We start from the raw sequence: 13,898 nt of genomic DNA on the forward strand, positions 1-13,898 counted from the left end.
GGCTCAGCCGGCCTTGCGGCGCCGCAAACGCGCCAGCTGGCGGGCTTTGCGCCCCGCGGCACGCAACAGCGCGCGACGCGCCCGGATCCGGCCCACGAGTTGCCAGACGAGCAGACCGACGAACAGCACGACCAGCGCCGCTTCGCCGCTGTGAGCCAAGGTCTGCAGCAGCACCGTCGCCGACACCACGGCGCCCAGGCCGATCCACGACCAGCGCGCGCCACGCAGCTCCTGCTGCAAGGCCTCAGCGGCCATCTCGCGCACAGCGGCGCCGGCAGCTGCAGGCGCGCGACGAGCTGTGCGATCGGCCCGCGTCGCCAGCGCGGCAGGTCGGTTGCGCGGAGGTGAGGGGTCGGGAAGGGTGAGGCGTCCATGTCCGACTCGTGCGTCAGGCAGGCCCTCAGGATAGCGGCGTGATGCGCCTTTGGCGCCCGCCGGCCCTAGCCGCCGTAGAGCTTGGTCGCGGGCTGGAACAGCACCCAGCTGGTGGCGATGTACTTGTCGCCGCCCTGCGGACGGTTGCCGCGGTGGGTGTGGGTGAAGGCGGCCGGGGCGATCAGCAGGCTGCCGGTGCGCGGGGCGATCTTGCGCTGCTGGTGGAAGAACTCGGTCTCCCCGGCCTGGAAGCCATCGTTGAGGTACAGCGTCCACAGCAGGTGGCGGTGCAGGGTCTCGGCCTGCTTGTCCTTCGGGTACAGCTCGCAGTGCCAGTAGGGGTAGCCGCCCTCGCCGGCGCGGTAGCGCTGCAGGTTGATCCGCCCGGGGCGGAACACCGCCGTCATCAGGTCGGACAGGGTGGCGTCGTCGATCGTCTCCAGGTCTTCGTAGCCGATGCGCCGCGCGCTGCCGCCCTGCGGGGTGTACTGCAGCATCACCGGCGCGATCAGCGCGAAGGGATAGGTACGCAGGTATTCCTTGAGCCCGGCGAACACCGCCTGGTTGAGCGCCTGCTCCACGTCGGCCCAGCCGTGCTGGCCGCTGATGGCGATGTCGCTGGAGCGCTTGAGCTCAGGGAAGTGGCCGCCGCCGATCCGGCCCGGCGCTTCCTGACCGCTGGCTTCGAAGCGGGCGACGATGGCGGCGCAGGTGTCGGCGGGGACGGCCCCGTCGATCACCGCGATGAGATCCTGTTCGTGCATGGCCTGCACGATAGCAGCGCTCAGCGATTCGTGGCCTCGCCCAGCGCCGGCGTGCGCCAGCCGGCGCGCACGCCCCACAGGTAGAACACCACGCCCACCACCGCCACCACGGCCAGGTCCATGCCGTAGCTCAGGTAGCCGTGGCCGCCGAAGGTGGTGCTGCCGCCCCAGGACAGCAGTGCCACCGCCGGCAGGTAGGTCAGCAGCCAGGCCGCGCCGCGCAGCTGGCGGCGCAGGTCCGGCCAGCCGCGGCGGTGCTGCGACCAGGCGTAGACCGGCAGGGCCACGGCCATCAGCAGGATGATCTCCCCGGTCAGCGGCCAGCGCGCCCAGTACAGCAGTTCGGTGGCCATGACGAAGGCCACGCCGGCCAGCAGCGGCAGGCCGGGCAGGCGCAGCGGACGCGGCAGGTCCGGCGCGCTGCGGCGCAGCGCCATCGCGCTGACCGGACCGGTGAGGTAGGAGATGATCGTCGCCACCGAGATCACCGCCGCCAGCGTGCCCCAGCCGCGGAAGAAGAACAGGAACAGGTAGGACACCACCAGGTTCAGCCACATCGCCGGGCGCGGCACGCCCCAGCGCGGATGCAGCCGGCCCAGCAGCGCCGGCAGGGTGCCGTTGCGCTCCATGCCGTAGATCATGCGCGAGGTGGTGGCGGTGTAGGTGATGCCGGTGCCCGAGGGGCTGATGAAGGCATCGGCGTAGAGCAGCATCGCCAGCCAGTGCAGGTTGACGATGATCGCCAGCTCGGCGAACGGCGAGCGGAAGTCGATGCCGTGCCAGCCGGCCTTGGCCAGCAGGTCCGGCGGCACCGCGCCCAGGTAGGCCACCTGCAGGATCAGGTAGATCACCGTGGCCAGCGCGATCGAGCCGAGCACGGCGAAGGGGATGCTGCGGCCCGGGTTGCGCGCCTCGCCGGCCAGGTTCACCGGGCTCTGGAAGCCGTTGAAGCTGAACACGATGCCGGCCGTAGCCACCGCGGTCAGCACCGCGGCCAGGTCCAGCGTGTCGCGCCCGCCGTGCACGCCGACCGAGAAGTTCTCCTGGTGGAAGCCGCTGGCGATCAGCGCCACGCCGGTGGCCGCCGGCACCACCAGCTTGAACACGGTGATGGCCGTGTTGGAGTGGGCGAAGAGCTTGACGCTCCAGAAGTTGAGGAAGAAGTACACCAGCACCAGCGCGGCGGCGATCAGCAGCCCGGGCTCGGCCAGCTCGCCCTGGCCACCCGGCAGATGCATGTACAGCGCCTGCGCCCAGGGATAGGGCCAGGACGCCATGTACTGGACCGAGGCCTCGGCCTCGACCGGGATCACCGAGACGATGGCGATCCAGTTGGCCCAGCCGGCGATGAAGCCCACCAGGGCGCCGTGCGAATAGTGGCTGTAGCGCACCATGCCGCCGGATTCGGGGAACATCGCGCCCAGCTCGGCATAGGTCAGGGCGATGGTGGTGATGATGGCCGCGCCGAACACCCAGGCCCAGATCGCGCCTGGACCGGCCAGGCCCGCCGCGCGCCAGGCGCCGAACAGCCAGCCCGAGCCGATGATCGAGCCCAGGCCGGTGAGCATGAGCGCGAAGGGGCCGACATCGCGGCGCGGGGAAGCTGAAGCCATGGGACCAACACCTGTTCGGACGCCGCCTGGACGCGGCCGGAAGCCCGGGATTGTCTCAGGAAGCTGACGCCGACGTCAGGTGGCGGTCATCCGCGGCCCGCGGCGCAAGGCCTCAATCGGCGTGATAGCGCTCGGCCGCCTCGACTTCCTCGCGCGAGCCGATGAACACCGGCACGCGCTGGTGCAGCTGTTCGGGCTGCAGGTCCAGGATGCGCGCCCGGCCAGTGCTGGCCAGGCCGCCGGCCTGCTCGATCAGCAGGCCCATCGGGTTGGCCTCGTACATCAGGCGCAGCTTGCCGGCCTTGGACGGGTCCTTGAGGTCGCGCGGATAGATGAAGATTCCGCCGCGCGTCAGGATGCGATGCACGTCGGCCACCATCGAGGCGATCCAGCGCATGTTGAAGTCCTTGCCACGCGGGCCGTCCCGGCCGGCCAGCAGGTCGGCCACGTAGGCGTGCATCTGCGGCTCCCAGTGGCGCTGGTTGGACATGTTGACGGCGAACTCGGCGGTCTGCGCCGGCACCTGCATGCGCGGCTGGGTCAGCACGAACAGGCCCTGCTCGCGGTCCAGGGTGAAGCCGTGGGTGCCGTGGCCAGTGGTCAGCACCAGCATGGTCTGCGGCCCGTAGATGCAGTAGCCGGCGGCGACCTGGTCGCGGCCCGGCTGCAGGAAGTCGGCGTCGGTGGGCGATTCGACATGGTCCTTCGGGCAGCGCAGCACCGAGAAGATCGTGCCCACCGAGACGTTGACGTCGATGTTGGAGCTGCCGTCCAGCGGGTCGAACAGCAGCAGGAACTCGCCGTGCGGATACTCGTCCGGCACCGGCATGGCGTGGTCCATCTCCTCCGAGGCGCAGGCGGCCAGGTGGCCGCCCCAGGCGTTGGCTTCCAGCAGGATGTCGTTGCTGATCACGTCCAGCTTCTTCTGCGCCTCGCCCTGCACGTTGCCGGTGCCGGCCTCGCCCAGCACCCCGCCCAGCGCGCCCTTGCTCACCGCCACCGAGATGCTGGTGCAGGCGCGCACGACGACGGAAATCAGCTGGCGCAGTTCGGCGCTGATACGGCCGGCGCGCTGTTCTTCGACCAGGTAGCGGGTCAGGGTGACGGGCTGCATCGTGGTGGGGACCTTCGGGCGACGTGGGGGCCGGCATTGTCGCCGCAATCGTGTGACCGCGGATATGTCGGCGACGGATCTCGTCGTCCGGCGACGCGCCCGCCGTCGCCTTTGCCCCTGCTTCCGCTCCTGCCCCCTCCCTTTCGCGAAGCGAAGGGGAGGGCTGGGGAGGGGTTGGCTTTTGTTCTTGCCTTTGCTTTTGCTGTTACCTGCGGCAAGAAGCAACCGCAACCCCAACAGCAAAAGCCAACCCCTCCCCCTCAGTCGCTAGCCGCGACTTCGAGCTCCCCTGCTTCGCAAGGGAGGGGGCAGAAGCGCGTCGCCGGTTGTGGACGCGCGATGCTCCGCCCGATGCAGCCTCAAATCACCCGCAGCGTGATCGCCTTGAGCACCGCCCGGGTGCGGTCGCGGGTGCCGAGCTTGTCCAGGATCACCGACACGTAGTTCTTCACCGTGCCTTCGGCCAGGAACAGCGTGCGCGCGATCTCCTTGTTGGAATACCCGCCGGCCAGCAGCCGCAGGATCGCCACCTCGCGCTCGTTGAACGGCTCGCGCGGGGCGTCCTGCTCGCGGTAGGCGTAGCGCGCGCGCACCGGCTCGGTGCTGACCGGCTGCAGCAGCGTGTCGCCGCCGGCCACGCGCACAATGGCATCGCGCAGATCCTCCGGCGCGGCGTCCTTGAGCAGGAAGCCCTGCGCACCGGCTTCGGTCGCACGCAGCAGCAGGTCGGCATCGTCGAAGGTGGTCAGCAGCAACAGCGGGGTGGCATCGCCGGCCGCGCGCAGCCGGGTCAGCGCCTCGATGCCGTCCACGCCGGGCATGCGGATGTCGCTGAGCACCACGTCCACCGGCTGGGCGGCCAGGCGCTCGATCAGCTCGGCTCCATCGCTGACCTCGAACGCCACCGCGATGCCCTGCTGCAGCAGCAGCGCGCGCAGGCCGGCGCGCACCAGCGCCTGATCGTCGGCCAAAGCGACGGTGATGGAAGCGGAGGGGCTCATGCGGGGATCCTGGCGGTCAGGCGCAGCGCGCCGTGGGGGGTGAGATCGATGTCCAGGCGGCCGTGAGCGGCGGCGATGCGCTCGCGCATGCCGGACAGGCCGTTGCCTTCGCGCAGGCGCGCGGCGCGCTGGCCGTTGTCCTCGATACGCAGCAGCAGCGCCTCGCCTTCGCGCGCCAGGCGCACGTGCAGCGTGTCGGCATCGGTATGGCGGGCGGTGTTGGTCAGGGCCTCCTGCACCACGCGCAGCAGGGTCTCGGCCAGCGCAGGGTCGGTGACGGTGGCGTCGGCGGCGATGTCCAGCGCCAGCGCCGGGCGCGGCAGCGGCGCGGCCAGCGCGCGCAGCGCGGTGTGCAGGTCCAGCCCGCGCGTGTCGCGCAGGGCCTGGACCACGCTGCGGATGTCGTCGAGCAGCTCGCTGGACAGCTGCTGGGCGATGCGCACCTCGCTGCGTTCGGCCAAGGCGGGGTCGCCGGCCAGCGCACGCAGGTTGAGCTTCATCGCGGTGAGCTTGTGCCCGGCCACGTCGTGCAGCTCGCGCGCCACGCGCAGGCGCTCGGCGTCGCGCGCACTGTCGGCCAGCAGCGCGCGCGTGGCCAGCAGGTCGGCATTGACCAGGGCCAGCGCGTCGCGCGTGCGTTCGGCGTTGCGCGCGTAATAGGCCACCAGCGCCGAGAACGCCTGGAAGCTGGCGTAGATGACCACCATCAGCCACTGCCGCCTGACGCCCACGGCATCCAGCGTCAGGTACAGGCCCACATTGATCGCCACGCCGAAGGCCAGCACCACGGCCGGCCGCCAGCACATGGCCGCATGCGCCACCAGCATCACCAGCAGCACCGGCGCGGTGCCGGCGCGCGGTTCCAGGTACACCAGCCACAGCGCCAGCGCTGCCTGCACGCACAGCGCCGCATCGCGCAGGACCGCGTGGCCCTTGATCCAGTCGTAGGTGATGAACAGCCCGGCGAAGCCGCCCAGCAGCCACCAGCGCAGGACGCCGCCGTCGGCCTCGAAGCCGAACGACAGCGTCACCGCGGCGATGGTGATCAGGCCGGCGATATTGAGGGGCTCGAAGAACTCGCGCAGGGTCGGTCGCATGGACCGATGCTCGCCCGCCCCCGCGCAGCCGGCAATGGGCGGGCGGCAAGTCGTGACTTCCGGCAGGTCGTGTCGATGACGCTCGGCACCGGCCTGTGACGCAGGCCCGGCGCACACTGATCCCACTGCGCGACAACGCGCCCAGCCGGAAGCCATCGCCATGACCGTCGACCTGCCGCAACTGCTGTTCTGGATCGCCTGCGCCGCGTGGTGGGCGGTGGAAGTGTTCATCAGCCACCGGCGCCGCAGTCAGGACGATCCGGCGCGCGACGGCGGCACGCTGCGCATGCTGTGGACGGTGCTGTACGCGGCGATCGTCGTCGGCGTGGTGCTGAGCGTGCTGGGCATCGGCCGCTGGCCGCCGGGATGGCGCCTGCCGCTGCTGTGGACCGGCACGGCGATGGTGGTCGGCGGGCTGGCGTTCCGGCTGTGGGCGATCGCGGTGCTGGGGCGGCAGTTCACGGTGGATGTGGGCATCCAGCCCGGCCATGCGCTGATCACCGCCGGGCCGTATCGCTGGTTGCGCCATCCTTCCTACACCGGCGCGCTGGCGTGCTTCTACGGCCTGGGCGTGGGCCTGGGCAGCTGGGCCTCGCTGGCGGTGATCGCGCTGGCGGCCACGGCGGCCTTCGCCCGCCGCATGCGGGTGGAGGAAGCGGTGCTGGCCCAGGCCTTCGGCGCGGCCTGGGACGCGCACGCTCGCCGGACGTGGAAGGCGTGGCCTGGCGTGTGGTGATTGGTCAGACCTCTTGAGGCGATAATCGTCGCGATTGACATTGCGCGAGTAGGGGGCGCCTAATTTAGGCCAGGCCGGGCGTTATTTGGTATGACCAATTGAGTGGCGATCGCACGCAGGTGCGGCGCGCCCCCGGCCGATGGGACGGGCGAGGGCGCCCGGCCACCGCCGCGAGTCCTGCCATGCCCCGATCCCACCCCGTGTCCGCCGATGCCACGCCCGGTGCCACGCGCCCGGCCGAGCGCGTCCCCGACCGCGTGGCGGCCCAGCTGCGCGCGCTGATCGACCGCCGCGGGCTCAAGCCCGGCGAGCGCCTGCCGGCCGAACGCGCCCTGGCCCTCGAACTGGCGGTCTCGCGTTCGGCCCTGCGCGAGGGCATCGCCCAGCTGGCCAGCCAGGGCCTGCTGGTCAGCCGGATCGGCGGCGGCACCTATGTGCGCGCGCCGGCGCCGCTGGACGCGGCCCTGGATGCGCAGCTGGCGCCGTACCTGCCGCTGTTCCAGGGCGACCCGGAATACCGCTTCGACGTGCTGGAGATCCGCCACGCGCTGGAAGGCGCCACCGCCTGGCACGCGGCCCAGCGCGCGACCGAGGCCGACCGCGCGCGCATCGCCGCCGCCTTCGAGGCGCTGCTGGCCGCGCACGAGCAGGGCGACGCGGCCCGCCAGGCCCAGGCCGATGCGGACTTCCACCTGGCCATCGCCGAGGCCTCGCACAACCTGGTACTGCTGCAGGTCATGCGCGCGCTGTTCCGGCTGCTGCAGTCCAACATCTCGCAGAACCGCGAGAAGCTCTATACCTCGCCGCAGACCTTCGCACCGCTGCTGGCCCAGCACCGCGCGCTTAAGGACGCGGTACTGGCCGGCGATGCCGACCGCGCGCGCCATGCCGCGCACGAGCACCTGGCCTTCGTGCACGGCTCGCTCAAGACCCTCGACGAGGACGAGGCGCGTCGCGCCCGCGCCTCGCGCCTCCCGCCGGACCGCCCGCTGCCATGATCATCGCCTCCTCTACCGATTACCGCGCCGCCGCGCAGCGCCGGCTGCCGCCGTTCCTGTTCCACTACGCCGACGGCGGCGCCTACGCCGAGCGCACGCTGGCGCGCAACGTGACCGACCTGGGCGAGATCGCGCTGCGCCAGCGCGTGCTCAAGGACATGTCGCGGCTGGACCTGTCCACCACGCTGTTCGGCGAGACCCTGGCCATGCCGGTGGTGCTGGGGCCGGTGGGCCTGACCGGCATGTTCGCCCGCCGCGGCGAGGTCCAGGCCGCGCAGGCCGCCGCGCGCAAGGGCATCCCCTTCACCCTGTCCACCGTGTCGGTGTGTCCCATCGAGGAGGTCGCGCCGACGCTGATGCGGCCGATGTGGTTCCAGCTGTACGTGCTCAAGGACCGCGGTTTCATGCGCCACGCGCTGGAGCGCGCGCAGGCCGCCGGCGTCAGGACGCTGGTGTTCACCGTGGACATGCCGGTGCCCGGCGCGCGCTATCGCGACCTGCACTCGGGCATGAGCGGGCCGAACGCGGCACTGCGCCGCTACTGGCAGTCGCTGACCCATCCGCGCTGGGCGTGGGACGTGGGCCTGCACGGCCGCCCGCACGACCTGGGCAATGTCTCGCGCTACCTCGGCAAGCCGACCGGGCTGGAGGACTACATCGGCTGGCTGGCGGCCAACTTCGATCCGTCGATCTCGTGGAAGGACCTGGAGTGGATCCGCGAGTTCTGGAAGGGCCCGATGCTGATCAAGGGCATCCTCGATGCGGACGACGCGCGCGATGCGGTGCGCTTCGGCGCCGACGGCATCGTGGTGTCCAACCATGGCGGGCGCCAGCTCGACGGCGTGCTGTCCAGCGCACGCGCGCTGCCGGCCATCGCCGATGCGGTCAAGGGCGACATCAAGCTGCTGGCCGACTCCGGCATCCGCACCGGCCTGGACGTGGTGCGCATGCTCGCCCTGGGCGCCGATGCGGTGCTGCTGGGCCGGGCCTGGCTGTACGCGCTGGCCGCGGCCGGCGGCGCAGGCGTGGAGCATCTGCTGGGCCTGATCGAGAAGGAGATGCGCGTGGCCATGACGCTCACCAGCACGTGCAGCATCGCCGACATGGGCCCGCACATGCTGGTGCCCGCCGACGCGCTGCCGGCCGACCGCCTGCCGTGAGCGCGCGCGGCGACGCGGCCCTGCTCGACACGCTGCGCGGCATCGTCGGCCGCCGCCACGTGCTGACCGACGACAAGCGCACGCGCCGCTTCCGCAAGGGCCAGCGCTTCGGCGAAGGGCCGGTGCTGGCGGTGGTCCAGCCGGGCACGCTGGTCGAGCAGTGGCGCGTGCTGCAGGCCGCCGTGGCCGCCGATGTGATCGTGATCCTGCAGGCCGCCAATACTGGCCTGACCGGCGGCTCGACGCCCGATGGCCAGGACTACGAGCGACCGGTCCTGCTGCTCAGCACGCTGCGCCTGACCGGGGTGCAGCTGATCAACGACGGCGCCCAGGTGGTGTGCCTGCCCGGGGCCACGCTGGATGCGCTGGAGCGCGCGCTGGCGCCGCTGGGGCGCGAACCGCATTCGGTGATCGGCTCGTCCTGCATCGGTGCCTCGGTGCTGGGCGGGGTATGCAACAACTCCGGCGGTGCGCTGGTGCGGCGCGGCCCGGCCTATACCGAGCTGGCCCTGTACGCGCAGCTGGGCGCCGACGGCGTGCTGCGCCTGGTCAACCACTTAGGCATCGCGCTGGGCGAGGACCCGGAGGACATGCTCATGCGGCTGCAGGCCGGGCGCTACACCGCGGCCGATATCGTCAACGATCCGACCAGGGCCGCCTCGGACCACACCTATGCCGCGCATGTGCGCCAGGTCGATGCCGCCACGCCGGCGCGCTTCAACGCCGACCCGACGCGGCTGCACGAGGCCTCGGGCTCGGCCGGCAAGCTGGCGCTGTTCGCCGTGCGCCTGGATACCTTCCCGATGGAGGACACGGTGGTGTTCTACGTCGGCAGCAACGCGCCGGACGACCTCACCGCCGTGCGCCGCCATCTGCTGACCGCGCTGCCGTCGCTGCCGGTGGCCGGCGAGTACATCCATCGCGACGCCTACGACATCGGCGAGCGCTACGGCAAGGACGCCTTCCTGCTGATCGACCGCCTCGGCACCGCGCGCGTGCCCAGGGCGTTCGCGCTGAAGAGCCGCGTCGATGCGTTCTTCGAGCGGCTGGGGCTGCACGGAGTCAGCGACCGCGCGCTGCAGTGCCTGGCCGGCCTGCTGCCGCCTCACCTGCCGCGGCGCATGAGCGAGTTCCGCGCGCGTTTCGAGCACCACCTGCTGATCCGCGTGGCCCAGGACAGCGCCCAGGCGACCGCCGCCTTCCTGCGCGCCTACTTCGCCGGGCGCGAGGGCGACTGGTTCCAGTGCGATGCGGAGGAGGGGCGCAAGGCCTTCCTGCACCGCTTCGCCATCGCCGGCGCGGCGATCCGCTACCGCCAGGTGCACCGCGACCGCGTCGAGGACATCGTCGCGCTCGATATCGCCCTGCGCCGCGACGACCGCGACTGGGTCGAAACCCTGCCCGCGGACCTGGACGACCAGCTGATCGCCAAGCTCTACTACGGCCACTTCTTCTGCCACGTGTTCCACCAGGACTACATCGCGCGCAAGGGCAGCGACCCGCTGGCGATCGAGCATGCGATGTGGAAGCGCCTGGACGCGCGCGGCGCCGAATACCCGGCCGAGCACAACGTCGGCCACCTCTACCGCGCCAAGCCGGCGCTGGCCGCCTTTTACCGCCAGCTCGACCCGACGAACCGCTTCAACCCCGGCATCGGCCAGACGCCGCGAGGGCGCGGGTGGGTGTAGGGGGCGGAGATGGGGGGATGAAGGGAGGAGTGAGCGGAAAGGAGTGAGGAGTGAGCAGGAGCCGCGTGTGGGCGGATCTGCGTGGCCTTGCGCCTCCCGGCTCTTGCTCCCGACATCCAAGCGCGACACCCAACGCCGTCATTCCCGCGAAAGCGGGAATCCATGGACGTTGACGCTTCGGCGCGAAAGTCGCTGGATTCCCGCTTTCGCGGGAATGACGATGGTGAGCTCCGAGGCGGTACTGAGCAGGTGGCGCTGAGATTGCAAAAAAGAGCGAGCAAGCGCCCCGCGTGCGCGCACCTTCCCACTCGGCGCCCGCTTCCTGACTGAGCTCGCTTCCGACGTCCAAGCGCGATGTTCAACGACGTCATTCCCGCGAACGCGGGAATCCAGTGCCTTTCAAGCGGCAGCTAACGTCCATGGATTCCCGCTGTCGCGGGAATGACGGTGAGTGAGAGGTGATAAGTAAGACATCCGCTCACTCCTCACCCTCGCCTCACCCACGCACGGCTAGCCCTTGACCACCTGGGCGATGGCCTGGGCGACGCGCTCCAGGTTGCCGGCGTTGAGCGCGGCCACGCAGATGCGGCCGGAGCCGATGGCGTAGATGGCGTGTTCCTCGCGCAGGCGGTCCACCTGGTCCCGGGTCAGGCCCGAGTAGCTGAACATGCCGGCCTGCTTGGAGATGAAGCCGAAGTCGCCGGCACCGGCGTCGGCCAGCTTCTGCACCAGGCCCGCGCGCAGCGAGTGGATGCGCTCGCGCATGGCGGTCAGCTCGTCTTCCCACTCCGCGCGCAGCTCGGGGTTGTTCAGCACACCGGCCACCAGGGCGGCGCCGTGCGTGGACGGGCTGGAGTAGATGGTGCGGATGATGCGCTTGACGTGCGACTGCACGGCCTTGGCCTGCTCGGCGGTGGCCGCCACGATCGACAGCGCGCCCACGCGCTCGCCGTACAGCGAGAACGACTTGGAGTACGAGCTGGCGACGATGAAATCGCTGATGCCGGCGTCGACGATCACCTGCAGCGCGGCCGAGTCCTCGCGGATGCCCTTGTCGAAGCCCTGGTAGGCCAGGTCGATGAAGGGGAACAGGTCGCCGTCCTTCAACACCTGCGCCACCTGCTTCCACTGCTCGACGGTGAGGTCGGCGCCGGTGGGGTTGTGGCAGCACGCGTGCAGCAGCACGGTGGTCTTGGGCTTGAGCGCCTTCAGGTCGGCCAGCATGCCGGCGAAGTCCACCCCTTGGGTGGCCGCGTCGAAATAGGTGTACTCGCCGACCTCGAAGCCGGCGGCCTCGAACACGGCGCGGTGGTTCTCCCACGAGGGCTTGCTCAGCGCTAGGGTGGCGTGCGGCAGCAGTTTGCGCAGGGTCTCGGCGCCCACGCGCAGCGCACCGCTGCCGCCGACGGTTTGGGTGGTGGCCACGCGGCCGGCGGCCAGCAGCGGCGAATCCTTGCCGAACAGCAGCTCGCGGGTGGCCTGGGTGTAGGCCGGCAGGCCGTCGATCGGCAGGTAGCCGCGCGGCTTGGCCTCCAGCGCCAGGGCTTCCTCGACCTTGGCCACGGCCTTGAGCAGCGGGATGCGGCCGGTTTCGTCGTAGTAGATGCCCACGCCCAGATTGACCTTGCCCGGGCGGGGATCGTGGTTGTAGGCCTCGGTCAGGCCCAGGATGGGATCGCCCGGGACCTGTTCAACGGATGCAAAAGAAGACACGGCGTGACTCGACATGGCGGGAGGAAGGGGGCGCGACGCGGCGCGTTCCGCGTGCCGGCGGCGATGGCCCCCGGCGCGCGAAAGGGCGCCAATCGTAGCAGGCGCGGGCAAGCGCAGAGCGCGCAACGGCGCGGGTTTGTCCCATCCTGCGGTGGTTGCGGGCGACACCATTCAGCCGTGCGACGCGATTGAAGCCGGCCTGGCCGGGGACCACACTGGGGGCCCGCCCCGCCGGAGCCGCCCATGCACTTCCTGCTGTTCTACCAGACCGCCCCGGACTACCTGCAGCGCCGCCCGCTGCATCGGGCCGCCCATCTGGCCTATGCGCGCCAGGCGGTGGCGCGCGGCGAGCTGGTGCTGGGCGGTGCGGTCGGCGATCCGCCCGAGTCGGCGCTGCTGCTGTTCCAGGGCGAGGACGACAGTGCTGCGCGGCGTTTCGCCGAAGGCGATCCCTACGTGGTCGAGGGCATCGTCGCCAGCTGGACGGTGAGGCCGTGGACCACGGTGGTTGGCGCCGACGCGGCGCATCGTGTGCCGCTCGGCTAGCGGCGCGCGCGCGATGGACACCGCGAATCTGGTGTGGGGGTTGCTGTTCGGCGCGATCGGAAGCGGCTATCTGGTGTATGGGGTGCGGCAGCGGGCGCTGGTGCCGGCGTTGTGTGGCTTGGCGTTGGGGGTGTTCACTTGGTTTGTGGATAGCGCTTGGGTGACGGTAGTGATGGGATTGGGGTTGATGGCCGTGCCGTACTTCGTGCGGTTCTGATGGCGTGCTTCGGTGCACCCGCGTCGGCGCTTTGAGTAAGGCGCGCGCCTGCGGCGCGCAAAGTGCAAAGCTTTCGCGCCTGCGGCGCGACTTCCTTTTGTCTTGTCAAAAGGAAGCAAAACCGCTTCTCGCCGGGACGCACGCCGACGCTGCGCGTCGGTCCCCTGCGCTCCTCGCAAAGCAGGGCATTTATCCCCTTTTGGGGACGGCGCCCAAACTCGCTTCGCTCAGACAGGGCGCCTCTTCGGCCCTGCTTCGCTGCGGTGCTCGGCGTGCTTTACGGCTCAGACAGGTAAAGCAACAGCAAAAGCAGAAGCTCTCGAGCAACAGCAACAGCAACAGCAACAGCAACAGCAACAGCAACAGCAACAGCAGAAGCAGCCCATTCAGATCGTCATTCCCGCGAACGCGGGAATCCAGGGACTTTGCTCTTGCGCACTTGCCTCCGAGCGACGCCAACAGGGCAAGCGGCGAAGGCAGAACCTAAACCTTCCCCTCCGCCTGCAACGCTTCGAACTCCTCATCCGCGAACAGCCGCGAGCGCACCAGGAAGCGCACCCCTTCGCCGTTGTCCAGCGAGAACATGCCGCCGCGCCCGGGCACCACATCGATGATCAGCTGGGTGTGCTTCCAGTATTCGAACTGCGAGGGGCTGATATAGAAATCCGCCCCGCCGATCTCGCCCAGGCGCACATCGCGGTCGCCGACGATGAAGTCGCCGACCGGGTAGCACATGGGCGAGGAGCCGTCGCAGCAGCCGCCGGACTGGTGGAACAGCACCGGGCCGTGGCGGCCCCGCAGCCGCTCGATCAGCTGCAGGGCGGGCAGGGTGGCGATGACCTGGCGGGTGTCCATGACGGGCTCCTGATGGGTTGG

14 protein-coding genes are annotated in these 13,898 nt (G+C 70.4%); 6 read left to right on the plus strand and 8 right to left on the minus strand.

What is annotated here, in order from left to right; all coding sequences use genetic code 11:
- Positions 1-3 precede the first annotated feature (3 nt).
- The 6 genes from EAT51_RS03845 to EAT51_RS03870 all read right to left on the minus strand — a co-directional run bounded on the left by EAT51_RS03845 (position 4) and on the right by EAT51_RS03870 (position 5,964).
- A complete protein-coding gene (locus EAT51_RS03845) occupies positions 4-255 on the minus strand; it encodes a hypothetical protein (protein WP_130554040.1) in 252 nt (83 codons plus the stop codon).
- A 185-nt stretch (positions 256-440) separates the two neighbouring features.
- Positions 441-1,139, minus strand: a complete 699-nt coding sequence (locus tag EAT51_RS03850; RefSeq protein WP_130520408.1) for a 2OG-Fe(II) oxygenase — start codon at positions 1,137-1,139, stop codon at positions 441-443.
- Positions 1,140-1,159: 20 nt separating this feature from the next.
- Positions 1,160-2,752: an APC family permease gene (locus EAT51_RS03855; RefSeq protein WP_130520410.1), complete on the minus strand. Its 1,593-nt coding sequence runs from the start codon at positions 2,750-2,752 to the stop codon at positions 1,160-1,162.
- A 112-nt stretch (positions 2,753-2,864) separates the two neighbouring features.
- Positions 2,865-3,866, minus strand: coding sequence for a class 1 fructose-bisphosphatase (locus EAT51_RS03860; protein WP_130520413.1), 1,002 nt, complete (start codon positions 3,864-3,866; stop codon positions 2,865-2,867).
- 359 nt (positions 3,867-4,225) lie between these two features.
- A complete protein-coding gene (locus tag EAT51_RS03865) occupies positions 4,226-4,867 on the minus strand; it encodes a response regulator transcription factor (RefSeq protein ID WP_130520415.1) in 642 nt (213 codons plus the stop codon).
- The gene (locus tag EAT51_RS03870; protein ID WP_165421979.1) at positions 4,864-5,964 is read right to left on the minus strand and encodes a sensor histidine kinase; all 1,101 of its coding nucleotides are present in this window, start codon (positions 5,962-5,964) and stop codon (positions 4,864-4,866) included. The genes EAT51_RS03865 and EAT51_RS03870 overlap by 4 nt, the downstream gene beginning before the upstream one ends.
- A 160-nt stretch (positions 5,965-6,124) precedes the next feature.
- Between EAT51_RS03870 and EAT51_RS03875 the strand changes: the two genes are divergently transcribed.
- The 4 genes from EAT51_RS03875 (at position 6,125) to dld (ending at position 10,546) form a co-directional block, all read left to right on the plus strand.
- Complete coding sequence (locus tag EAT51_RS03875) at positions 6,125-6,700, plus strand: methyltransferase family protein (RefSeq protein WP_130520416.1); 576 nt, start codon at positions 6,125-6,127, stop codon at positions 6,698-6,700.
- A gap of 182 nt (positions 6,701-6,882) precedes the next feature.
- Positions 6,883-7,698, plus strand: a complete 816-nt coding sequence (lldR, locus tag EAT51_RS03880) for a transcriptional regulator LldR (RefSeq protein WP_130520418.1) — start codon at positions 6,883-6,885, stop codon at positions 7,696-7,698.
- Positions 7,695-8,858 (plus strand): FMN-dependent L-lactate dehydrogenase LldD, encoded by a 1,164-nt coding sequence (lldD, locus tag EAT51_RS03885; RefSeq protein ID WP_130520420.1) that lies wholly within the window; start codon positions 7,695-7,697, stop codon positions 8,856-8,858. Before lldR ends, lldD begins: the two co-directional genes overlap by 4 nt.
- The gene (gene dld / locus EAT51_RS03890; protein WP_130520422.1) at positions 8,855-10,546 is read left to right on the plus strand and encodes a D-lactate dehydrogenase; all 1,692 of its coding nucleotides are present in this window, start codon (positions 8,855-8,857) and stop codon (positions 10,544-10,546) included. The genes lldD and dld overlap by 4 nt, the downstream gene beginning before the upstream one ends.
- A 510-nt stretch (positions 10,547-11,056) precedes the next feature.
- On the opposite strand, the gene EAT51_RS03895 is transcribed toward dld, so the two are convergent.
- Positions 11,057-12,259: an amino acid aminotransferase gene (locus tag EAT51_RS03895; RefSeq protein WP_130561330.1), complete on the minus strand. Its 1,203-nt coding sequence runs from the start codon at positions 12,257-12,259 to the stop codon at positions 11,057-11,059.
- A gap of 243 nt (positions 12,260-12,502) precedes the next feature.
- Here EAT51_RS03895 and EAT51_RS03900 point away from each other — a divergent pair, with 243 nt between their 5' ends.
- On the plus strand, positions 12,503-12,805 hold the full coding sequence (locus EAT51_RS03900) for a YciI-like protein (RefSeq protein WP_130520427.1): 303 nt from the start codon (positions 12,503-12,505) through the stop codon (positions 12,803-12,805).
- 13 nt (positions 12,806-12,818) lie between these two features.
- Positions 12,819-13,022 (plus strand): hypothetical protein, encoded by a 204-nt coding sequence (locus EAT51_RS03905; protein WP_130520428.1) that lies wholly within the window; start codon positions 12,819-12,821, stop codon positions 13,020-13,022.
- Positions 13,023-13,505: 483 nt separating this feature from the next.
- Here EAT51_RS03905 and EAT51_RS03915 read toward each other — a convergent pair whose 3' ends face one another.
- Positions 13,506-13,877: a DUF779 domain-containing protein gene (locus tag EAT51_RS03915; protein ID WP_130520430.1), complete on the minus strand. Its 372-nt coding sequence runs from the start codon at positions 13,875-13,877 to the stop codon at positions 13,506-13,508.
- Positions 13,878-13,898: the final 21 nt, after the last annotated feature.

Source organism: Pseudoxanthomonas winnipegensis, assembly GCF_004283755.1.
Lineage (GTDB): Bacteria > Pseudomonadota > Gammaproteobacteria > Xanthomonadales > Xanthomonadaceae > Pseudoxanthomonas_A > Pseudoxanthomonas_A winnipegensis.